We start from the raw sequence: 22812 nt of genomic DNA, 5'->3' as shown, positions 1-22812 counted from the left end.
ATCAATGTCCTTTCAGTTTCAAGCTTGCATTCAGCCAATTCGTCAGCTGTGCGATGAGATAGTTCACTGTTAGAAAGGCTCCCATCAACAGCGCGATCAATTCCAGAGTTTGCCCCGATTGGGTGATCGATGTTGAAACGATGTAGAAGAGATCAGAAAAGCCAATGGCCACGCCTATCGTTGTTGCTTTCATGATAAAAATCCATTGGTTCCCAAGCGGCGGGATAATGGTGCGCAGCGCCATAGGCATTTTTATTCTAGACCATATAGCTCTTTGAGGGAGGCCAATGGCTTGGCCAGCTTCAATCAATCCTTTGGGCACCTCTTGCAGGCCACCTCGAACGACTTCTGCGATATAGGCAGAGCCATAGAGAACAATAGAGACAATCATGGCGACCAGTTCTATGGATACAGTAATGCCTCCGACAAAACGAAGCCCTTTGAGTGTAGGAATTGACAGGATGCTTTCGCCTTCAGGTGTGAACAGTACACCTGCTAAAATGAGCGCTAGGATTGAGCCAGAGAACCACAGGATCAGTTTTTTTCCAAAGGTCGCTTTAGATATTGTCAGGGCAATAAAGAGCAAGACACTAAATGCAATCATGCCAACTGCGATGCTAGAGGTGACGTTCAAGCCCGGAAGCATGACCCCACGATTAGAGATAAAGGCAAGCTCTCCGACTGAAATCGCTTGTCGTGGCCCCGGCATGTGAATCAAAATTGCGTACCAAAAAACCACTTGTAGGATCAGAGGGATGTTTCGAAAAATCTGCACAAATGTTGTCGCAGCGGCTTTGATAGATAGGTTATACGCATCCCGCGCAGTGCCGATCGCAAAGCCAAGAACTGTAGACAGTACAATTGAGATAAAGCCTACAAAGACAGAATTCTGAAACCCTATCCAAAGCGTTTTCGTATAGGTATCGTTGATATCACGTTCGATTAGAGAAAAGGAATAAGACCAACCTGTCGAACGTTCTAGAAAACCAAACCCGCTGGTGATTCCAAGCGCAGTCAGATTGATCCGAGCGCTTGCTATCGCGCTCCAGATGATGACGATCACACCGACGATTAAAAGTGCTTGAATGGCAAACTTTCGTCGAGCGGCCCGTGCTCTAAGTTCTTCAACTTGCATGTTCGTGCCTTTGGGTACAAAAAAGACCGCCCTCTTCGATAGAAGGCAGTCCATGTTTTGAGGGAGATTAGTCTAGAATTGGCGCGTAAAGAACGCCGCCGTGGCTCCAAAGATTGTTCAAGCCGCGATCCAATTTGTAAGGGCTATTGTCCCCAAGATTGCGATGGTAGATCTCTTCCATGTTGCCCATCGCTGCAATCATTTCAGCAGCCCAGCTATCCCGCAGGCCTAGGCGCTCCCCCATGCCGGGATCAACACCCAGCAGGCGTGCGACACGTGGATTTGGTGGGTTTGCGGTCATCTCTTCAACATTTGCGCTGGTGATACCTTCTTCTTCGGCAATCATCAGTGCAGCCAGCATCCAGTTCACCACATCAACAAAGTCTTCATCGCCTTGGCGCATCGCTGCAGCGATTGGTTCAGAGGAAAGTTTATCATCCAGAATAACATGAGCATCTGGATTTTCGATTTCTGTGGCGCGAAGAACCGCTAGGTTCGGTCCCCAACCGACAAATGCATCACAACGGTTTGCCAGATAAGCAGCCCGAAGCTCGGACGCTTTTTCATAGCTTACCATGCTTACGTTGGTGCCAATGGTTTGCATATAGTTCGCGGCCAGACGTTCAAGCGTGGTGCCCGCTTCGACACACATGGTGCCGCCTTCCAGATCTTTCGCGTTTGTGACGCCAAGGTCACCATGTGCCATGAACTGCGTGCCACCAAAGAAATATGGCACAGAGAACTGTAGACCCAGCTCGGTATCTCGGCCCATGGTCCAGCCCGTTGCTTTAATGATAATGTCCACGTCACCAGACTGCAGAGCTGGGAACCGCTGTGCCCAGCTGAGTGGAACAATCTGAGACTTTTCAGGGTCACCCAGGATGGCAGTCGTGAGGGCCCGACAGAGATCGATGTCTAGGCCTTTCCATTCGTTTTTGTCATTCACCTCGACAAACCCGAAATAGCTGCCGTTATGACCGGAACACAGCAACGTACCGCGTTCCTGGATCTGCTTCACGGTTGCGCTTTCAGCTGATGCTAATGTGGGGGCTGCCGCCATGGCGGTGATCACAATACCGGCCTTTACTACCTTTTTAAGCATATTACCTCCTTGCTTACGTTCTTTATTTCAGCACGTTTGTATTGATATAGAGAATGACGAAAGGAATTTGACGAGTCAATAGCGCAAGTTTTGTCCATTTACCGATGCAAAACTATTGATCACAGCATAGCTTAATGGATGTTTTGTATCGCAAGCGTTACATCCGCTTCCCAAACTCAAAGTGCGCTTAAGGTGGTGTAGAAAGCATCAGTTGAAACATTGGCGTTGGCCAAGCTGGAGCTGGCACTAAATGTCTGGATACTGCTATTAGCCTCTAATCCGCCACATTGTTATCCACCCGCGACATCGCCCGAAGGAAAGTCCCGATCATATCGCGGGCTATCGCTTTATGTGGTCGGGCTACAACCACCAAGCTTATCTCTGACGTGCTCGCCTACGGTTTGTCGGTCAGCTTCAAAGATCGATTAAATACGTGGGAAACGAGGTTGTGACGCCCACTGGTTCAGAGAAACATTGAAAGAAAAAGGGGTGCGCACCTATCACTCAGGCTGTAAGCATCTGAAAGAATAGCGGAATACGATAAGCGTCGCTACAAACGTCGTAATAGGATTGAGATCACATTCGGCAGATAGAAAGACTGGCCGCGTGTCGCAATCCAATACGATAGATGCTCTAGCGCTTCCGCTTCGCTATCGCACCGGTCGTAGGCGTCATTTGCTGGTTATGAAGCCTGAGCCTCGGCAGCAAAGTTATTTAATTGAGTCTTGGTAGTCTGCCCATGCCCACTGGTCAGTCCGTCCGGTTTGGGCTTGCCATTCATCAAAGGATGGAGGGGGGTTTTGAGGGCGATATTCAATGTCTGGATTTATCCCAGTGACCATATTGCCTGAGGGTGGCGGTGGCGGGTCGCTTGCTGGTGATGCTGGGAAGAGCTGGTTAAATTGCGACATGTTTACCGGCTGGCTTGGGCCACTGCTTTGTGCAGGCTGGCTGTACATGTTTGAGGCTTGAGGTTGTGCCGGAGGTGGGGGAGGCGCTGTGGGCTGAGCAGCTTGGGGAGGACTCATGGAGGGGCGCGCAAAAGCGGTTTGCGATTGTGGTCCGGGCCGACCGCCTAGCATGGCCCAAACGTCCTGCATTTGCTGATTTGCATTTTGCTGTGCTGCGTCAATTTGATCCCAAACGTTTTGGGCTCCTGGTACGGCATTCCAAGCTGCGGCATTTTGCGCTTGAATGCGCTCCTCCGTTGCTTGCAGGCGGGCGGCTATATTCCCAATAGGCGGCGCGGTGTTGGCAGCAGCGGGCCTAGAAGGTTGGGGCGCATATTGCTGTTGATTTGGGGGCTGCGTTTGTGTCGGGCGTGCAGCTTGCGGAGCGTTATTTAAGCGGTCTCCGATATCTTGCATCTGTTGATGGGCGCTTTGTCGTCCCGCATTGATCTGGTTCCAGATATCCTGTGTGCCGGGCACGGCATTCCATGCGGCGGCATTCTGGGCTTGAATGCGCTCTTCCGTTGCTTGCAGGCGTGCTGCGATATTTCCTATGCCGTGATTGTTATTATTGTGCCCTGAGGCTGGCATTTGAGGTGGGGGCGGGGCAGGTGTTGGTTGTGCAGTCGGGCGCTGTTGAAATTGGCCAAATGGATTGACTGTTGGGCGCTGGGGGTGCGCGTGTTGGGGGGGCTGCGCAAAGTGGGGCTGGGCGGTTGGCCTTTGTTGGAATTGGGGCGCTGGCGCGTATGTGGGTTGCGCCGGGGGGCGCGGTTGGTATTGAGCAAAGGGGTTTGCCGTTGGGCGTGATGAGGGCTGTTGTTGTGCATAGGGATTAAACGCAGCGGCTGAAGGTCGACTGCTGCCCATCTTCAGAATGCTGTTCACAGCTTTACCTGAGGCGAAATCAAAGGCGAGACCAGCGAGCGAATTGTTGCGCATCTTTTGGGCCAGAGCCCAAACATTTGCGCCTTTATCCATCATTTTGAAGGCAGAGAGGCGTCCACGTTGTTGCGTTTGCTCATGTTGGGCGCTTTGCATTTGCTTGCGCCTGCGCTTTTGAGGACTCTGAAGTTGGTCAATATTTTGACTTTGGCGTGCCGCGCCCCCCAAGATTTTCATAAAATTCACGAATATCACCTCCAACCAACAAAGGCTATTGTGCCTTAAATTGAAAGAATACTTAAATAATTTGATTTAATGGGGTGGATTTTTTGCTTTCAAAACAGTCGCGCGAGGTAGGTGCGTTTACTTACGACAAGTTTGATTTGCAGAGATTGTGCGCTTACATGCGACAAAGAGCAAGGTGTTGGGGATGAGCATATCAAGCGTAAGGAGAGTTACACTTTAATCAATTTGATGCCGTTTGAAAAATGGCATCCCGTAGGGGAATCGAACCCCTCTTTCCAGGTTGAAAACCTGGCGTCCTAACCGATAGACGAACGGGACACTCTGTGTGTGACGCTGTTTAATTAGTGTCGTTACTGCGTGCAAGACGTTTTTTAAGATTATCTGTGTTTTTTTATCTGGGATGCGAGAGGATAAGCTTTTGTTTTCAAATATAAAGTTTTCACAACGAAAAATGCGCTGTAATCTTTAATTCTGATGCCGTTTGGAAAATGGCATCCCGTAGGGGAATCGAACCCCTCTTTCCAGGTTGAAAACCTGGCGTCCTAACCGATAGACGAACGGGACACTCTGTGTGTGAGGCGGGTTCTAGGGCTTTCACTGAGAGGCTGCAAGAGGAAAAGTGACAGATTTTGAATTTTTCTGATCTATCTTCACTTTCTTCTCCCAAGTCATTGAAAACAAAGGTGATGAACGGGGTTAGGCTTCGGCGGCATCTTCAAGGCGCAGTTGTGGGCTTTGGCGCCCTCCCCATGTATTGATCTCAAGCCGACCAGAGAAATGGAAACGCGCTCCGCCATGTTCCAAAAGGCGCGGACCAAGAGCGGTGTCAAAGGCGCCAAAGCAAATGGCATCCAACCCGCCGCCCATGCCATCGCTGAGCGAAAGTTTCAGATGGCTTTCCCCGATGCGTTTTGCAAAGCGTACCTGCAGATCGGGAAAGGCATAGCGCGGGGCAGGGGCACCAGCTCCGAACGGTCCGGCTTTTTCGATTTGTTCGATCAGATCAATTTGGGCGGCCCCGGGCATCAGCATGCCATCTAGTTTCAAGTCAGAAGGGCCAAGATCACCTGCGCCTTGTTTGGCCAGAAGATCGGATAGGCGCGCCATCGCGGGTTCAAGCTGGTCGCGTGCAACGGTTAAGCCCGCAGCCATTTTATGCCCACCCCCTTTGAGCAATAGCCCTTCGGTTGCTGTTTTTTGAATAGAGGCCCCCAGATCAATGCCGCTGACAGAGCGGCCGGATCCTTTGCCTTCATTCCCGTCCAATCCAATAACAACGGCGGGTCGGCCCGTGGCTTCTTTCAGGCGGGAAGCGACAATGCCAACGACGCCGGGATGCCAACCTTCCCCTGCGGCCCAGACAAGAGGCGCATCAAAACCGCGGGCCTCGGCCTGTTCCATGGCTGCTGCGCGCACTGCGTTTTCGATATCACGGCGTTCTGTGTTTAATTGGTCCAGGCGCTCGGCCATAGCGGCGGCTTCGTGTGGATTATCTGTCGCAAGAAGGCGTGCACCAAGATCAGCTTTGCCGATACGTCCGCCTGCGTTCACGCGCGGACCTAAAAGGAAGCCTAGATGATAGCTGGAGGGGGTGCTGTCCATACGTGAGACATCCGCCAAGGCAACAAGGCCGTGACGTTTTCGCCCTGCCATAACTTTAAGTCCCTGACGTACCAAGGCGCGATTTGCCTCTATCAAGGGGGCAACATCGGCGACAGTTGCCAGAGCAACCAGGTCCAACAGCGCCATTAAATCCGGACCTTTTTGCCCTGCGAGGCGCATCTGGCGACCTGTTTCCACCAGCATAAGAAACACGACGCCCGCCGCACAGAAATAGCCAAGATCGCCGTCTTCGTCCTGTCGATTGGGGTTCACAACGGCGACGCACTCTGGCAATGTTTCCCCGCCAAGGTGGTGATCCAGTACCACCACATCTGCACCTTTAGCAGCCGCAATTGGTTCGTGGCTGAGCGTGCCGCAATCGACGCAGATGATCAGATCATGGTCGCGGGCGAGGGCCTGCATTGCGGGCACATTTGGACCGTAACCTTCGTCGATGCGATCAGGGATATAAAGTGTGGCTTGCAGGCCCATATTGCGCAGCCACACCAGCAACAAGGCCGCAGAGCTGCCACCGTCAACATCATAGTCCGCAAAGACAGCAATGCGCTCGCGCCGATTTACGGCCTCTAGGAAGCGTGCAGCGGCTTTTTCCATGTCTTTCATCTTGCGGGGATCTGGGAGCAGGTCTTTCAGGCGCGGCTCCAGAAACCCCTTGGCTTCCATCGCGGGCACGCCGCGCCGGGCGAGAACCTGGCAGACAGCGGCGGGCAAATTGGTTTGTTGCTCCATCATTTCCGCGGCGCGTTGGATATCCACAGTGGGGCCAATCCAGCGACGCCCGGTGAGAGATTGCTCTACTCCAAGAAAGCTCATGCTGTATTCCTTTGCGCCGCATCTGCCTGTAGAAAAGACCGGTCCTTTGTCGCCGGTCCTGAGTTTGGCGTAGGTTTACGCTTACAGAGCCCCCAGGGCAAATGCTGTCTTACTGGTGTGCAGCAAGTGGTGTGCGATAGGACATTCGGCGTACAGAGCCTGTTTTGGAGCGCATCAGAAGCGTTGTGGTTTCCACCCAGCCGGGTTCGCGTTTAATACGGGGGAGAAGAGACCCGCCTGTGACGCCAGTCGCAGCAAAAATCACATCTTGTGTCACCATGTCATCGCGACTGTAGACCCGGTTCAAATCCGTGATGCCTGCCTTCGCGGCGCGATTGCGCTCGTCAGCGTTGCGAAACAGCAGACGTCCTTGAATTTGCCCGCCCATACATTTGAGAGCGGCCGCCGCCAGCACACCTTCGGGAGCGCCGCCTGATCCCATATACATGTCAATGCCCGTGGTTTCAGCCTCAGCGCAATGCATGACGCCTGCAACATCACCGTCGGTGATCAGATGGATCGAGGCACCCGTTTCACGCACTTCTGTAATCATGGCGTCATGGCGAGGACGTTCCAGAATGCAGACGCTGATATCACTGGGGGCGCAACCTTTGGCAGTGGCAAGGGCTGAGATGCGTTCAGCAGGAGACATATCTAAAGTAACTGTACCCTCGGCAAAGCCGGGGCCGATCGCAAGCTTGTCCATATAAGTATCAGGGGCATGCAGCATGGAGCCGCGTGGCCCCATGGCGATGACGGTCAGCGCGTTGGGCATGTCTTTCGCAGTGAGTGTCGTGCCTTCAAGCGGGTCCAACGCGATGTCGACACCGGGGCCTTTGCCGGTTCCGACTTCTTCGCCGATGAACAGCATTGGCGCTTCATCGCGTTCGCCTTCGCCGATTACCACAACGCCTGCAATATCCAGCATGTTGAGCTGTTCGCGCATGGCGTTAACGGCAGCCTGATCTGCGGCTTTCTCATCCCCGCGGCCAATTAGAGAGGCAGAGGCAAGGGCGGCTTGCTCAGCCACGCGGGCGAGTCCAAGCGACAACAAACGATCATGAAATTCTGCAGTTCCAGACATAGGGGCACCTCCTCAAGCTTTCACTTTTTCGAGGGTAACGAGAGGGCACAAGGGCGACAAGCATCGCTGAAGATTATATCGCTAACACTAACCTTTAGATCCAGTGTCGGGAACTTTGGACTGTAAATGCGAAAAAAGCCCAGAGTGGTACGAGCACTCTAGGCTTACGATTGGCGTCGTCTTGAATTGTGTTAGACGTTTTCGATGCGCAGCGCGACGGGTTCGACGGTCACCACATCGGTAGCTTGCAATTCAGCGAGTGCCTGATCAATTGCGGCGCGGCTTGTTTTATGCGTTACGATCAGCACAGGTGCGCTTGGCTCCGAGTGGCCATACTGGCGCATGCGGTCAATCGATATGCCAGCTTCGCCAAGAACGGCGGCAACTTTTGCCAGCGCGCCGGGTTTGTCTTTCAATGCCATGCGCAGATAGAAAGGGGCCGGGAGTGCTGTTTGGGCTGCAGGAGCTTCTTGCAGCGTGGTTGCAGCTTGGCCAAAAGTGGCAATCCGCAGGCCGCGCGCCAGATCGCAGATATCACCAAGAACAGCACTGGCGGTCGGGCCTTCACCGGCACCGGGGCCACGCAGGACCACCTGTTCAACCGCGTCACCTTCGATGACCACCATGTTGGTGCCGCCTTCAAGCTGTCCTAAGGGGGATTGCGCAGGCACCAAGCAAGGTGTCATGCGCTGTTCCAACCCACGGCCTGTGCGTTGTGCTACACCCAAAAGTTTGATGCGGTAGCCCATATCTGCGGCTGCGCGGATGTCTTCTAGTGTGATGCGCTGGATACCCTCTAGGTGGACATTGTTAAAGGCAGGCTTGGTCCCAAAGGCGATAGAGGACAAAATTGCCAACTTGTGGCCTGCGTCGATGCCGCCAACATCCAGATTTGGATTGGCTTCCAGATACCCCAAGCGTCCGCATTCTTCGAACAGGGCATTATAGCCCTGACCAGTGGCTTCCATCTGGGTCAGAATATAATTGCAGGTGCCATTCATCACGCCCATCACGCGTGTGATGTCGTTGCCTGCAAGGCCTTCCGTTAGTGATTTAATCACTGGAATGCCGCCTGCAACGGCGGCTTCAAAGCGGATCACTCGCCCTGCGGCTTCGGCTTGTTCAGCCAGCGCCTGACCATGTATAGCCAGCAGCGCTTTATTGGCTGTGACAACATCTTTTCCCGTGGCAAGTGCGGCTTCGGTTGCCTCTTTTGCAGCCCCTTCATGTCCGCCCATAAGCTCAACAAAGACATCCACGTCATCGCGTTTTGCAAGGGCAACGGGATCTGTCTCCCAAGCGTAATCCGTCAGAGAGACGCCACGATCTTTGCTGGAATCACGGGCAGACACAGCGCTGATTGTTACGGTGCGACCTGTGCGGGCCTCCAAAAGGGCGGCCTGACGGCGAATGATTTTCACAACACCAATACCAACGGTGCCCAAGCCAGCAATGCCAAGTCGAAGCGGCTGTGTCATTTGCGGAGATCCTTTGCGGTTGATCGTTGTCACGCCTTAGCGGGTTCGTGCCCGTTGCGCAATGCAGCTGCTGATCTCGCCGCGTTCAATCAACGTGCTGTGATTTAATTTTCAACAGAGTTTAAAGCCGCGGCACGGGCACGCAGGCGGGCTGCGCGGGCTGCAAGATCGTCCTGAACAGCTTTGCCTTCGGCAGCGGGAGTGACGTTAGGCAGGCCCGTCGCGTTTAGAGCGGTGTCCAGGGGTAGCAAGGTTGGAAAATCGGCATCGCGCAGCGCAGGGCTGATTTGGTCATCCAATTCCGGCACATTTGAGCAGGCAGCTAGTGCTCCAGCTGCAAAAAGACCGGTGCAAATGACCCTAAGAGGACGAGACATGAACGATACCCTGACTGTTGCGACCTGTTTCAGCACCTTGATGCACAAAGCGGGTGTTTCAGGCAAGAGGGGGTTTTAATTGATCAGTTGATCAATTAATGTGCGTATATGGCACGCACGCAAGGTTCGCATTCTGATATCACCGGCCCACGCATTCAAAAGGTCGCGTTGCAACTTTTTGCGCGGCATGGATATGCAGCGGTTTCGATGCGCCAGATTGCAAAGGAAGTCGGCGTTCAGGTTGGGGCTTTGTATAATTATCTTCCAGATAAGCAAAGTCTGTTGTTTTCGTTGATGAATAAGCACATGCAGGATGTGCTTGCCGCTTGGAAAGAGCAGAAAGCCACTCTTGATCCTTGCCGACCAGACGGTTTGCTCGAAGAATTTGCACGATTTCACATTCGGTTCCACATGGCGCGCCCAGATGCGGTTTTTATTGCTTACATGGAGTTGCGTAATCTCTCTCCTGAAAACTTTGCCAAAATCGAAGCGCTTCGGAAGAGTTACGAGGGAGAGCTTCAAAGTATTCTGGATGCTGGTGTCGCGCAGAGGATCTTTACCCTGCGTGATAGTAAAATAACCACCCTTGCCGTGATTGCTATGCTGAATGGGGTGATCACCTGGTATCGAAGTGGAGGGCGTTTGTCTCTTGAAGAGGTCGAGGCGACCTACTGGGATATGGTGCGAAAAGCGGTCACAGGATAGCGGCACGCCTCCTAATGTGCTGCCTTAATAAAGGTCCCATTGTTGAGATCTTTCACCGCTTGGCGCAGTTGTTCTCGCGTATTCATCACAATTGGACCATGCCAGGCGACAGGTTCATCGATCGGTGCTCCTGAAATCAACAAAAATCGCAACCCTTCCGGCCCGGCCTGTACAGTGATTTCATCACCTGTGCCAAAACGAACAAGAGTCCGATCGCCAGACATATCGCGAATGTTCAGTTCCTGCCCTTTTATCTCTTTCTCCAAAAGTACACCTTGCGGAGCTGAGGCATCGACAAAAGCACCGGCTCCTTCAAAGATGTAGGCAAAAGCCCGGCGGTAGGTATCGATCCTGAATGTTTTCTTGCGCCCTGCGGGGACAAAGATATCAAGATACTGTGGGTCCGCAGCGATCCCTTCGACAGGTCCTACCTGTCCCCAAAACTGGCCAACAATGATTTTCACGCGGGTCCCATCATCATCAATCACCTCTGGTATATCTGTGCCGCGCACGTCCTGATAGCGCGGTGCACACATTTTTTGCGCGCTGGGCAGGTTGCCCCACAGTTGAAAACCATGCATTTGGCCGCTGGCGTTGCCATGAGGCATTTCCTGATGGAGAATGCCAGATCCCGCCGTCATCCATTGCACATCCCCTGCGCCTAATGTGCCGTTGTTGCCAAGGGAGTCACCATGATCCACTGTTCCAGACAGAACGTAAGTGATGGTTTCAATGCCGCGGTGAGGATGCCAGGGGAAGCCTTTTTCAAAATCTTTGGGGTGTTCGTTGCGAAAATCATCAAACAGCAGAAAAGGGTCCAGCTCAGTTGGATCCTGAAATCCAAAAGCACGATGAAGTTTGACGCCCGCCCCTTCTAGCGTTGGCTGTGCTGTGCGGGTTTCCAAGATGGGTCTGAATGACATGGTGGGAGCCTTGCGCTGGGTTGATCGGGGTAAGCTTATCGAGGTCAAGCATCAGATCAATTCAACGCAAAATCACGTTTGCTGTGCAGATCCGCGCAGAGATTGAGTGGGCTCTGTATACTCGGGACAATTCAGGGTAAGGAGTGGGGAAGGCCGAAAAGGGAGACTGCAAATGGCAGATGAGGTATTGGCTCGGGTTGGAGCCTCGGCTCCACGTCGTCTTGCCGGTGTGGGGATGCTAGGATTTATTGGCGTCTTTGCGCTTTATGTTGTGGCAGCAGGCAGCCCAACTGCTGGGTGGACCGTGTTTCTTGTGGCCACGGGTGCCGGCGCTTTGGCGTTGGCTATGCGGATGTGGCAGGCAACCCAGAATGAAATCGAACTGACGATTGAGGGGCTGCGCAGTACTGATGGAACCGAAATCGCACGTTTGGATCAGATCGAAGCGATGGACCGCGGTTTTCTTGCGTTTAAACCGTCTAATGGGTTTGTCTTACGGCTGAGCGCGGCACAGGCGCGCAGCTGGCATCCGGGGCTATGGTGGCGGATGGGACGCCGTGTGGGAATTGGTGGTGTGACGCCTGGGGCGCAATCCAAGGCGATGTCAGAGATTCTGGCTGCTTTGCTTGCCAAACGGGATATGTAAAACCCGGATCAGGTCAAGGATCTGGGTTTGGCGGAGCCTGTGTCGTTTCAGCTGTCAAAGACAGTTGCATCATCATGAGGTACACCCGGGATTTCGATCCCTTCAAAGCGCACGATTGGCGCAAAGCGGGGGCGCGAGAACACAAAATTGGTGATATCGACCTGTCCGACGCCAATGTTGAACGGAGGCACGATATCCGCAATCGTTTCAACAAGAATGACGCGTTCCTGATCCGGCATATTGGGTAACCGTTCGCGAACCTCGTTGATGTCGGTGAACTCACCCGTGTTGCCATCCGTGCGTTCAAGATATGCGTTGCCGCGTTGACGGGACCAGTCGATATAAAACTGATCGCTCGCCTCATCATAGCGAACCAAGGTGATCCGCATTGAAAGGTTGGAGTTCTGTCGCACCATCAGGTTGGCAATTCCAAACATACTGTCGATGTAGTCGTCATTGACTTCGCGGGTTTCACGCGACAGGAGGTCCGAGACCGTGTAGGCCGCTTTTAAGTTGATGCTTTCCTGACGGAATGCATCGTAGAACGTATAGACCATCATAAAGATAAAGAAGAGCAGTGGTGCGTAGATGACGAATTCAACTGTGACGTTTCCGTCGTCTTTGGATCTAAGCGTTTTGATCTTTTGAGTGATAAATCTAAACATGGCTTATCTCGGCTCCTGAACAAACGCGGAAGCGGTGAACAATTTGACACGGCCGCTCTCATCTTTCGATAAAGCTTCACCAAGCGCCAGAGTTGGGAATAACGGATCAAATTTCATGCAGGCCCGAATAAACATCAGCTCATTTGATTGGCCATTTTGGAATGTGCGAACCGGTGAGACACTCTCGGCGTTGTCGATGCAATCGGGGATATGATTGATCGCAGGGAAGTCGAAGGGGTCCACTCGGATCATTTCAACACGCATTTCAGTATCACAGTCGTTTACAAAGGTTGCCCTTGAACAGATCGCATCACGAATTTCATCATGTTGTCGTGTCACGCCTGTCGTGAGACGCAGTTCGCGGACGGTAAGATCTAGAGCGCGCTCAAGCATCATGCCACGGACCAAAATCAACCCAAGTTCGATGGTCATGACAAGAATGAGCATCAGTAGCGGAAAAAGGATGACAAATTCGACGGTGATATTGCCGTCTTCATCGCGGCCAAAGGCTTTTAGCTTTTGCAGGAAAGCAATCTGGATCATTGGGTCAGCCTCAAGGTGCGGATTGAGTTTGCAATCGAACGGAAGGCTTCTGAAATTTCCAACCCGTTTACGTCCTGATAATGCGCAGGAGAGCTTGCACAGTCTTTCAACACCGCCTGACCTGAGCTTGGAGCCTCAAATCCGATGGTGTAGACGGTGATTCCTTGTGCTTTGGCAGCATCGCAGATGGCGCGGGTGCGCGCGTCTTTGGTGCTTCGTCCTGTGCTTAGGAGCGGCTTGTTGAGGTAGCGTGAGCGAGCCGTGGAACGTGACAGCCAATCATCAAAAAGACGATCAGTCACAAAGCGCATCCCGGTGTCTGCCCAAAGATCAGCATATGTCAGCTGTTCTGCATCGCCGGGTTCACTTTGGGGGCTGCAGAAACGGCAAGGGCGATATTCTCCATTGCCGTATGCATGGTCCTCAAACCTGTTAAAGCCGCCATGCCAATAGTAGCGATCATTGGCTTCATCATAGGTTGAGTAGACACCGGCGCTCGGATTGTACCAAACGTTTGAAAACTCAGCACGAAAGGAATCGCGAATGGCATATTGGGTCGTGTTTTGCCCATCTGTCATCAGAACAACAATTTTCAGCGTGTTGCTGTCGTTGTAGTTCGCAGGACGTCCAGCGAAGACAGGATCAATCTCGGGATCTGTCCCGGTGGTCAATGCTTGAATAGTCGTGCGCATGGACGGATCCAAGAGCGCGGTACCCCATTTCATACCAAGATCAAGCGAGGTGTTGCCCCATGCTGTGAGCGCGTCAATGTAGTTTTTCAGTGTCGTAGGATCTTCTTCCATCAAAAGAATTTCACGGCTGTCGGAATCTTCGCATACGGGGCGGTCAATCAATCGTGTTGAGTCACCTCTGCGGTCTCCGCTGGACCATGGCGAAAAGTGCATTGTACCTTGCAAGGGTAAAGCTGCCGACAGTTGGGATACACTGAAATCTGTGTATCCCGTCACCGTGCTGACGCTGCCATCAGGAAGTGTGCGTGTTATTGGTGCGGGGCTGCCATCAAAATTGATGCAGTTGGAGTAGGGGGCGGCGGCGACTGTTTCCCCATGTTTGCGCCGAATTTCTTCTTGAGGCGACAGCACGTCGAGTTCTTCATAAAGAGCGTCTGGGATAGAAACTTGGGTGGCATACGGAATGATAGACATCGACATTTTACCGCTTTCGGTCTGAACCGAGAGCGTGTCGACAAATTCTTTTGCAGCGTCTTTTAGGCGAGGTAGCCGAGAGCGGGAGTTCATCGAGCCGGAAACGTCGAGAATGACCGAAATCTCGATGTCGTCAATGCTCTCTTCAGCGCGTGAACGCGCATTGAGAGTGAGATTACTATCCCCAATCAAATTCAGATATTGCGCTATGAACGGCGTTTGGATCGTGCCGTCGACAATTTTGTATCCGACACCAACGTCAGTTTCGGGGGGCGTATAATACTGTGCGAGTCCCGCTTTGTTGAAGTAGTCCTCCACAACGGCTTCAGGTGCAAGCGGCTGATCAAGGTCGGCTGCGGCCAGAACGGCACGGTCAAGCGTGTATTGAATATGTGTTCTGTCACGCTCATATCGCATGAGATCGACGCCCAGACCTCCAACCATCAACATGAGTAATGTGAACACGATGAAAGGTTTCGCGAGAACACCGTCTTCTTGCTTGCGAAAGGCGCTCAGCATTGCGAGCGGAGATGCCCTATGTCGCAGGGCTTGAGTGGTCTTTGTCTGGTCGAGCGTGGTCATCGCAAAATGCCTTACCTTACAGCAGCCGACGGGTCGGCAATACGAATTTGAGTGTTCATATATGCTTTAGGAAGGTGGCGAGATTGGGGCTAAATTGAGCCTGTCGCACATTGATTTTGTGGCTTTTGTCAACAATGCTTATTAATCGCGAGGGGTGTGTCCTGTTCGTGATCAGGTTTCAATTTCAGGGCGTGCTACGAATCGAAAAGAAAAAATGTATCTATTTTGATACCACGTGCCTGAAGAAGGTGATGGCGTTAACTCTCTGGTTACGATCGCTGTCCCATTCTGGGTGCAAATTGATGTTGGACGGAGGGAGGTATTTTTATGACCCGCCAGCAAGAGCCAAGTTTTAGAGAAAGTGTGGATCTGATGTTCAACAGGGCAGTTGCCTTGATGGATTTGCCGCCTGGACTTGAAGAAAAGATCCGCGTTTGTAACGCTACCTACACCGTGCGGTTTGGTGTTCGTTTGCGCGGCGAGATGCGCACCTTTACCGGATATCGCTCTGTTCACTCCGAACATATGGAGCCTGTTAAGGGTGGTATTCGTTACGCGCTGGGCGTTAACCAAGACGAAGTTGAAGCGCTTGCCGCGTTGATGACATATAAATGTGCTTTGGTTGAAGCACCGTTTGGGGGCTCAAAAGGTGGATTGTGTATCGATCCGCGCGAATATGATGAACATGAATTGGAGCAGATCACGCGCCGTTTTGCCTATGAGCTGGCAAAGCGTGATCTGATCAACCCCAGTCAGAACGTGCCCGCGCCGGATATGGGTACTGGCGAACGTGAGATGGCTTGGATCGCAGATCAGTATCAGCGTATGAACACCACCGACATCAACGGACGCGCCTGTGTGACGGGCAAGCCTTTGAACGCTGGCGGTATCGCTGGCCGGGTAGAGGCCACAGGGCGCGGTGTGCAATATGCGTTGCAAGAGTTCTTCCGGCATCCCGAAGATATCGCAGCGGCGGGATTGACCGGCAGCTTGGATGGCAAGCGGGTTATTGTACAAGGCCTTGGTAACGTGGGCTATCACGCGGCCAAATTCCTGTGCGAAGAAGACGGCTCAATTGTCACGGGGGTCATCGAACGAGATGGGGCTCTTGTTAATGAGCAGGGGTTGGACGTTGATGAGATTCGCAATTGGATCATGTCACATGGGGGCGTCAAAGGGTTCCCAAATGCCGAATATGTTGAAAATGGCGCTTTGGTGCTGGAGCAGGATTGCGATATCCTGATCCCTGCGGCTCTGGAAGGGGTCATTAATCTTAATAATGCGGATAAGATCAAAGCCCCCTTGATTATTGAGGCGGCAAATGGGCCTGTCACGGCAGGCGCGGATCAGGTGCTGCGTGAAAAAGGCTGTGTCATTATCCCAGACATGTATGCAAACGCAGGTGGTGTGACAGTATCTTATTTCGAATGGGTCAAAAACCTCAGCCATATTCGGTTTGGCCGTATGCAGCGCCGCCAAGAAGAAAGCCGTCACCAGCTGGTGGTGGATGAACTTGAAAAACTGTCTGCGGCGATGGGGAATTCTTGGACGCTGGATGGCAGTTTTAAAGAGAAATATCTGCGCGGCGCGGGCGAGCTTGAGCTGGTGCGGTCCGGTCTGGATGACACAATGCGTATTGCGTATCAGTCCATGCGAGAGGTTTGGCATGGGCGTGATGATGTGAGCGATTTGCGCACAGCTGCATATCTTGTTTCGATCGACAAGGTTGCAAGCAGCTACCGTGCAAAAGGTCTATAAAAACGAATTACACCGCGAAAGGGCGTGTCCGTGTGGCGCGCCCTTTCGGCTGAGATCTGCTAGCTGTTTCTAAAACAGCCATGGCGACGGGATGAAGAGAGAGATATTCTACCCAAATCGCCAACTGATTCCCGGAGCGTCTCCATGGTTCGCATCACTCGTTCTGCCGTATGCCCTGCGGCAGCGGCTATTTTAACCTTTTTTGCCGTTGCACCGGTCTCAGCACAAGACAGCAAGGAAGACAGCTGCAAGTATCAGGGGCAGGTTATGTCCGCGGTGCAGGGCGCGCGTTTGGAGCGGGTTAAGATCGAAGATGTTGAAACCCATATTCTGGGCAGTGAACCGGCATGGCCAGAGGCCTATAGCAAGGCAATTCCACAGCTGTCCGCGCATGTCTATGCGCTAAAGCGGAGAGATCTGAAAAACGTCGATTTGGGCGCGGCCTTTGAAGAACAATGTCTAAGCAGCTGGGATCAGATCCAGGAATTGCAAAAACAACTGCAGAACGGCTGATATGTCGCTGCCACCGGGGTTTTTAGATGAATTGCGGACTCGCATCAGCTTGTCTGATGTGGTGGGTAAAAAAGTCATGTGGGATCAGCGAAAGTCCAACATGGCTAAGGGTGATCTTTGGGCGCCCTGTCCGTTTCATCATGAAAAAACTGCCTCATTTCATGTCGATGATCGCAAAGGATTCTATTATTGTTTTGGCTGCCAGGCCAAAGGGGATGCGCTGAAGTTTGTCACCGAAACTGAAAATGTCGGCTTTATGGAAGCGGTCGAAATTCTCGCCGGTGAGGCTGGCCTGGAAATGCCAAAACGTGATCCGCGTGCGCAGGAAAAACAAGACCGCCGCACATTACTGGCGGAGGTGATGGAACAGGCAGTGCAGTTTTTCCGCCTGCAACTGAAAACGGGTGCAGCGCAGGAGGCACGTTCCTATCTTGATCGGCGGGGCCTGACACCGCAAGCATTGGATCGTTGGGAGATTGGATTTGCGCCAGATGGCTGGCAAAACCTCTGGGATGCGTTGCGAAGCAAAGGCATGGCTGAAGATCTCATTCTTGGAGCGGGTCTTGCCAAACCGTCCAACAAAGGTGGTAAGCCGTATGACACGTTCCGCAACCGGATTATGTTTCCCATTCGGGATGCGCGCGGCCGTGCAATTGCCTTTGGCGGTCGTGCGATGGATCCCAATGATATGGCGAAATATCTGAACTCGCCGGAAACGGAGTTGTTTGATAAGGGCCGCAGTCTTTACAATCACGGCCCCGCACGTTCGGCTGCGGGGCGGGGCAGCCCATTGGTGGTTGCTGAAGGCTATATGGATGTGATCGCACTGGTCGAAGGCGGCTTTGCCTCATCCGTTGCGCCTTTGGGAACTGCGATTACCGAAAATCAGCTGCAGATGCTGTGGCGCATGTCACCTGAACCGATTATTGCGCTGGATGGGGATACGGCTGGTCTGCGTGCAGCGATGCGTCTGATTGATATGGCGTTGCCGCTTTTGGAGGCCGGTAAATCTTTGCGGTTTGCGATTATGCCGGATGGCAAAGACCCGGATGATCTGTTGCGGGCTGAAGGGGCAGGGGCTGTGCAGGTAGTTCTGGATCGCGCGATGCCCATGGTTAAGTTGCTGTGGCAGCGAGAGACTGAAGGCAAGGTTTTTGACAGTCCAGAACGCAAGGCCGCACTGGACAAATCTTTGCGTGAAAAGATCAAACTGATCAGAGACCCTTCTATTCGTAAACACTACGGCGATGACGTGAAAGAACTGCGATGGCAATTGTTTCGCGGCAATCGGCCCACGGCTTCAAAAGGGTTTGAGCGAAAGGCCAATGGCTTTCGTGATGGGACGCGTGCGCCCTGGCGGGGCAAATCTGTCGTTGCGTCTCCGGTTTCGACCACCCGTGCCTCGCTGGTTGCGGCAGCCGATGAAGGGGCTGTTGTGCGCATGCGGGAAAGCGTTGTGTTGGCGACAGTCATCTCAACGCCGGATGTCATCACCGAATATGAAAGCAATCTGGATCGTCTCACCTGTGCGGATATGGAGCACGGGGTGCTGCGCGACGTCGTGTTACGGATCGGGGTTGATGCGCCCGAACGGCTGCACGATGAAATCGAATATGCTTTGGGGCCCGGTACCCTTGAAAACCTGATGAGGCTTCGCCATGTCGCTATTAGTGCAGGGGTGCGTAATCCGGGAGATGTGGAAACCGCGCGCCTTGTGTTGGCGGAAGAATTTGCCAAACTTGAGGCGGCGAAAGGATTAGATGTGGAGCTTGCAGAAGCTGCCGAAGATATTCGCAGTCTTGAAGATGAAGCTGTGACATGGCGTTTGGGACAAGCTGCAGAGGCGCGCAATCAGGCTGTGCGCAGTGAAAGTGAAGATCGTGCGCAATATGACATTGCGGACAATGGGGTGCGGATGAACCGGGATGAGCGCGACTCTTTTAACGCACTCTTGGATCGAATCAGCCCTTCAAAGGATTGACCGCCGCTTTGTGGTCTTTTTGCTAAGGAACTACGAAAGAAAATTGGGTAAACGGGGTGACGAATCAAAAGATCACGCTAATGATTCGAGAAATCGAATCAGTCGTAGCCCTGCGTAAGGAGCATTGAATGGCCGCCAAAGACACCGACGACCGCAAACCTGACGACCAGGACGCCGAAATCTCACTTGATATGAGCCAGGCGAATGTCAAAAAGATGATCGCGGAGGCCCGCGAGAAGGGCTACATCACCTACGATCAACTTAATCAGGTTCTGCCGCCGGATCAGGTCAGCTCGGAGCAAATCGAAGACGTGATGTCGATGCTGTCTGAAATGGGCATCAACATCATTGAGGACGAGGAAGCCGAGGAAGAAGAGAACAAAGGTTCAACGGAACTGGTCACCACGGAAAGCAACCGTGAGGTTGCCGTTGCTGGTGCGCAGACTGAAAAGCTGGACCGCACGGATGACCCGGTTCGCATGTATCTGCGCGAGATGGGCTCGGTTGAGCTGCTGTCGCGCGAAGGCGAGATTGCGATTGCGAAGCGTATCGAGGCGGGTCGCAATACGATGATTGCAGGGCTGTGCGAAAGCCCGCTTACCTTTCAGGCGATCACTATCTGGCATGACGAACTTCTGTCCGAAGACATTCTGCTGCGGGATGTTATCGATCTGGAAGCCACATTTGGCAATCAGATGGATGAAGACGGAGAAGTCGAAGAGCCTGTGATTGCAGGTGTCGCTCCAGCTGAAGGTGCGCAGCCAAAGGCAGAGAAAAGCCCCGAGCTGGATGCTGATGGCAATCCAATCCTGAACAACGATGACGATGAGGACGACGACGAACAGGCCAATATGTCTCTGGCGGCGATGGAAGCTGCGCTGAAAGAGAAGGTGCTGAGCGATCTTGAACGTATTTCATCTGATTACGCACAGCTCAGTGAAATGCAGGACAGTCGAATCTCTGCGACACTGAACGAGGACGGATCGTTTACTGATGCTGATGAAGCGCGCTATCAGGCCCTGCGCGCTGAAATTGTTTTGCTGGTGAATGATCTGCACCTGCACAACAACCGGATCGAAGCTCTGATTGATCAGCTTTACGGTATTAACCGTCGTATCATGTCGATCGACAGCTCAATTGTGAAACTTGCGGATCAGGCCCGCATCAACCGTCGTGAGTTTGTTGAGGCCTATCGGGGACGCGAACTGGATCCCAATTGGTTGTCTGATATGGCAATGAAGCCGGGCCGTGGCTGGCAGATGTTCATTGAGCGCTCAACTGACAAGGTTGAAGAGCTGCGCGGTGATATGGCGCAGGTTGGCCAATATGTCGGTCTAGATATCTCGGAATTCCGCCGCATTGTACAACAAGTTCAAAAAGGTGAGAAAGAAGCCCGTCAGGCGAAAAAGGAAATGGTGGAAGCCAACCTGCGTCTGGTGATCTCTATTGCCAAGAAATACACCAACCGTGGCCTGCAGTTCCTTGATCTGATTCAGGAAGGCAACATTGGCCTGATGAAGGCGGTTGATAAGTTTGAATATCGCCGTGGGTATAAGTTCTCAACCTATGCAACATGGTGGATTCGTCAGGCAATCACGCGTTCGATTGCGGATCAGGCCCGCACCATCCGTATTCCGGTTCATATGATCGAAACGATCAATAAACTGGTACGGACCGGTCGCCAGATGTTGCATGAGATTGGTCGTGAGCCGACGCCTGAGGAATTGGCAGCCAAGCTGCAGATGCCTCTGGAAAAGGTGCGTAAGGTGATGAAAATCGCCAAAGAGCCGATTTCACTTGAGACACCGATTGGTGACGAGGAAGATTCGCAACTGGGCGATTTCATTGAGGACAAGAATGCGGTGCTGCCTTTGGACAGTGCTATTCAAGAAAACCTCAAGGAAACCACCACCCGCGTTCTGGCTTCGCTTACACCGCGCGAAGAACGTGTTCTGCGGATGCGGTTTGGCATCGGTATGAACACGGACCACACGCTGGAAGAAGTGGGCCAACAGTTTAGCGTGACCCGTGAGCGGATCCGTCAGATTGAAGCAAAGGCGCTGCGAAAACTGAAACATCCAAGCCGTTCGCGTAAGCTGCGCAGCTTCTTGGATCAATAAACTGACCTTATTAAAAAAATCAGGCGTCCACAGATTGTGGGCGCCTTTTTCATGAGAGGTGCCAGATGCGGCTATTTTGTATTTCAGCTCTTATCGCTTGTACGGCGAGTGGTGCGCTTGCATGTCCAAATGGTGCGACGCAATTGGTCTCATGTACTTTCAACGACGGGTCTCGTTATCTGGAGACTTGTCTGTTGGGAAGTTATGCCACCTATGCTTTTGGCCACACCGATAAACGCGCTGATCTGCGCTTGGCGCGCCCCGTGACCGAGGTTGAGATGACACCATGGCCGGGTGTTAGTCGTTACATTTGGGAAGATATGACATTCGTCAACGGAGCGGTGCGTTACAAAGTATACGCGAATGTCGACCGTTTAGAGCAGGGAGGAGAACTAATGCTTTTGGGTGGTGTGGTTGTCTCTCAAAACGATCGGACCCTTGCGACATTGGAATGTGATGTGGGCAGTGTTGAGACGCAGGATTGGCTGCAGCCATTGTTCACCGCAAAAGAAGGCAGTGGGCAGTATTACTCTCAGGAAGAGCGCGTGTGGAAATAGATCACAGGGCCTGCGCATTTTTGTGGAAGCCTAGACTGCGACACGCTACGTCTTCTGGGCAAACTAAAAAGCAGTGCTGGGTCTGCCTGACACCCAACGCGTGATATGGGATGAAAACATGTCTTTATTTTCGAAACTCTTTGGTGGTGGGGCAAAGGCCAAGTCTGAGCCAACTGCCGAAACCTATGAAGGCTTTCAGATCTTTGTTGAACCGCAAAAATCCGGTCAGGGATACTGTGTGGGTGCGCGCGTTGAAAAAGAAATCAACGGCGAGCTGAAGTCGCATATGATGATCAGAGCGGATAACTTTCAAGCGAAAGAGACGGCAGACGAGGTTTCTTTGTTAAAGGCTAAGAAGTTGATCGATGAACAGGGTGACAGTATTTTTCGCTAGGCGATTCACTTAAGTTTTCGCGATTTGCATAGCTTTGGGTAACAGTATTTCCGTCAGGGTGATATTGTGCACGGGATGCGTTTTGACATACTTGCGACCTATACTTTTGTGACCTGTGCCCCTTCTTTCGAACCTAAGGCATGGTGTTGCATACAATGGCATGCCTCAGTAGCTTTAATCTCATGTTAACGTAGGTTAAGGGGATGGCTAAAATGGCTCATTATTCTTTGGATGACGCATTCGGTGAACTGGATCGTAAGGTTGCAGAGCTGAACAATCTGGTAAAAGCAAACGATTTTATGATCACCTGCCTGCGAGAAGAGCGCGAGGTCTTGTCGATGATGGACCGCGAAGAGACACGTGACATGCTACGTGAACGCGCTCGTGGCATATTCAGCCCGGCTGGCGGCGAAGCACCAGATGCTGATGTTCTTGCGATCTTAGAACAGGCTTTGGGATCTGGGCATACAGCAGAGATTATTCCGTTTCCGGGTGTCTACAAATCTGCTTGATAAACCTGTGATCAGAAGCGGTGCAGCTAGAATGGCGTGCCGATTATCTGATCA

Annotated in this window: 20 protein-coding genes, 2 tRNA genes and 1 pseudogene; 10 read left to right on the top strand and 13 right to left on the bottom strand. The window is 52.6% G+C overall.

The genetic code is table 11. The features are described from left to right. Position 1: 1 nt before the first annotated feature. Positions 2 to 1135: an ABC transporter permease family protein gene (locus tag BLP79_RS10115; protein WP_090218621.1), complete on the bottom strand. Its 1134-nt coding sequence runs from the start codon at positions 1133 to 1135 to the stop codon at positions 2 to 4. A 67-nt stretch (positions 1136 to 1202) separates the two neighbouring features. Continuing rightward, positions 1203 to 2237 (bottom strand): amino acid ABC transporter substrate-binding protein, encoded by a 1035-nt coding sequence (locus BLP79_RS10110; RefSeq protein WP_090218619.1) that lies wholly within the window; start codon positions 2235 to 2237, stop codon positions 1203 to 1205. A 435-nt stretch (positions 2238 to 2672) separates the two neighbouring features. Between BLP79_RS10110 and BLP79_RS20265 the strand changes: the two are divergent. Continuing rightward, positions 2673 to 2925, top strand: a pseudogene (locus BLP79_RS20265) (IS5/IS1182 family transposase); the annotation flags it as partial. Positions 2926 to 2947: 22 nt separating this feature from the next. Here BLP79_RS20265 and BLP79_RS10105 read toward each other — a convergent pair. The 7 genes from BLP79_RS10105 to BLP79_RS10075 all read right to left on the bottom strand — a co-directional run bounded on the left by BLP79_RS10105 (position 2948) and on the right by BLP79_RS10075 (position 9693). Continuing rightward, positions 2948 to 4228, bottom strand: coding sequence for a hypothetical protein (locus BLP79_RS10105; protein ID WP_090218618.1), 1281 nt, complete (start codon positions 4226 to 4228; stop codon positions 2948 to 2950). Positions 4229 to 4561: 333 nt separating this feature from the next. Beyond that, positions 4562 to 4636, bottom strand: a tRNA-Glu gene (locus BLP79_RS10100). A 171-nt stretch (positions 4637 to 4807) separates the two neighbouring features. Further along, a tRNA-Glu gene (locus BLP79_RS10095) sits at positions 4808 to 4882 on the bottom strand. Between the two features lie 132 nt (positions 4883 to 5014). Beyond that, positions 5015 to 6754, bottom strand: coding sequence for a single-stranded-DNA-specific exonuclease RecJ (gene recJ, locus BLP79_RS10090; RefSeq protein ID WP_090218616.1), 1740 nt, complete (start codon positions 6752 to 6754; stop codon positions 5015 to 5017). A 109-nt stretch (positions 6755 to 6863) separates the two neighbouring features. Next, positions 6864 to 7838, bottom strand: coding sequence for a class II fructose-bisphosphatase (glpX, locus tag BLP79_RS10085; protein WP_090218614.1), 975 nt, complete (start codon positions 7836 to 7838; stop codon positions 6864 to 6866). A 191-nt stretch (positions 7839 to 8029) separates the two neighbouring features. After that, a complete protein-coding gene (locus tag BLP79_RS10080; RefSeq protein ID WP_090218612.1) occupies positions 8030 to 9316 on the bottom strand; it encodes a homoserine dehydrogenase in 1287 nt (428 codons plus the stop codon). Positions 9317 to 9420: 104 nt separating this feature from the next. After that, entirely contained in the window at positions 9421 to 9693 is a 273-nt protein-coding gene (locus BLP79_RS10075; protein WP_090218611.1) for a hypothetical protein, read from the bottom strand. Positions 9694 to 9801: 108 nt separating this feature from the next. Between BLP79_RS10075 and BLP79_RS10070 the strand changes: the two genes are divergently transcribed. Next, positions 9802 to 10398 (top strand): TetR/AcrR family transcriptional regulator, encoded by a 597-nt coding sequence (locus tag BLP79_RS10070; protein ID WP_090218609.1) that lies wholly within the window; start codon positions 9802 to 9804, stop codon positions 10396 to 10398. A gap of 11 nt (positions 10399 to 10409) precedes the next feature. Here the strand turns inward: BLP79_RS10070 and BLP79_RS10065 are convergent, their stop codons facing one another. Next, a complete protein-coding gene (locus tag BLP79_RS10065) occupies positions 10410 to 11321 on the bottom strand; it encodes a pirin family protein (protein WP_090218608.1) in 912 nt (303 codons plus the stop codon). Positions 11322 to 11493: 172 nt separating this feature from the next. Between BLP79_RS10065 and BLP79_RS10060 the strand changes: the two genes are divergently transcribed. Further along, positions 11494 to 11967 (top strand): hypothetical protein, encoded by a 474-nt coding sequence (locus BLP79_RS10060; protein WP_090218606.1) that lies wholly within the window; start codon positions 11494 to 11496, stop codon positions 11965 to 11967. Between the two features lie 47 nt (positions 11968 to 12014). Here the strand turns inward: BLP79_RS10060 and BLP79_RS10055 are convergent, their stop codons facing one another. The 3 genes from BLP79_RS10055 to BLP79_RS10045 are packed head-to-tail and all read right to left on the bottom strand — an operon-like array spanning position 12015 to position 14923. Further along, positions 12015 to 12632 carry a TadE/TadG family type IV pilus assembly protein gene (locus BLP79_RS10055; RefSeq protein WP_090218604.1) on the bottom strand — a complete coding sequence of 206 codons (618 nt, stop codon included), beginning with the start codon at positions 12630 to 12632 and terminating at the stop codon, positions 12015 to 12017. Between the two features lie 3 nt (positions 12633 to 12635). After that, a complete protein-coding gene (locus tag BLP79_RS10050; RefSeq protein ID WP_090218602.1) occupies positions 12636 to 13175 on the bottom strand; it encodes a TadE/TadG family type IV pilus assembly protein in 540 nt (179 codons plus the stop codon). Continuing rightward, the gene (locus tag BLP79_RS10045; RefSeq protein WP_170830481.1) at positions 13172 to 14923 is read right to left on the bottom strand and encodes a TadE/TadG family type IV pilus assembly protein; all 1752 of its coding nucleotides are present in this window, start codon (positions 14921 to 14923) and stop codon (positions 13172 to 13174) included. The genes BLP79_RS10050 and BLP79_RS10045 overlap by 4 nt, the downstream gene beginning before the upstream one ends. A gap of 327 nt (positions 14924 to 15250) precedes the next feature. Here BLP79_RS10045 and BLP79_RS10040 point away from each other — a divergent pair, with 327 nt between their 5' ends. From BLP79_RS10040 to BLP79_RS10010, 7 genes are all read left to right on the top strand, one after another. Then, entirely contained in the window at positions 15251 to 16681 is a 1431-nt protein-coding gene (locus BLP79_RS10040; RefSeq protein WP_090218597.1) for a Glu/Leu/Phe/Val family dehydrogenase, read from the top strand. A 144-nt stretch (positions 16682 to 16825) separates the two neighbouring features. After that, a complete protein-coding gene (locus BLP79_RS10035; RefSeq protein ID WP_090218595.1) occupies positions 16826 to 17194 on the top strand; it encodes a hypothetical protein in 369 nt (122 codons plus the stop codon). Position 17195: 1 nt separating this feature from the next. Then, a complete protein-coding gene (gene dnaG, locus BLP79_RS10030; protein WP_090218593.1) occupies positions 17196 to 19175 on the top strand; it encodes a DNA primase in 1980 nt (659 codons plus the stop codon). 128 nt (positions 19176 to 19303) lie between these two features. After that, complete coding sequence (gene rpoD, locus BLP79_RS10025) at positions 19304 to 21295, top strand: RNA polymerase sigma factor RpoD (RefSeq protein ID WP_090218591.1); 1992 nt, start codon at positions 19304 to 19306, stop codon at positions 21293 to 21295. A gap of 65 nt (positions 21296 to 21360) precedes the next feature. Continuing rightward, positions 21361 to 21852, top strand: coding sequence for a hypothetical protein (locus BLP79_RS10020; protein ID WP_090218589.1), 492 nt, complete (start codon positions 21361 to 21363; stop codon positions 21850 to 21852). Between the two features lie 118 nt (positions 21853 to 21970). Further along, positions 21971 to 22246, top strand: coding sequence for an HlyU family transcriptional regulator (locus BLP79_RS10015; protein ID WP_090218773.1), 276 nt, complete (start codon positions 21971 to 21973; stop codon positions 22244 to 22246). Positions 22247 to 22458: 212 nt separating this feature from the next. Beyond that, positions 22459 to 22758, top strand: a complete 300-nt coding sequence (locus tag BLP79_RS10010) for a hypothetical protein (protein ID WP_090218587.1) — start codon at positions 22459 to 22461, stop codon at positions 22756 to 22758. The last annotated feature ends 54 nt before the right edge of the window (positions 22759 to 22812 follow it).

This window comes from Epibacterium ulvae (assembly GCF_900102795.1).
GTDB lineage: Bacteria > Pseudomonadota > Alphaproteobacteria > Rhodobacterales > Rhodobacteraceae > Epibacterium > Epibacterium ulvae.
The sequence above is the reverse complement of the archived record's forward strand: the minus strand, read 5'-3'. Positions and strand labels throughout refer to the sequence as shown.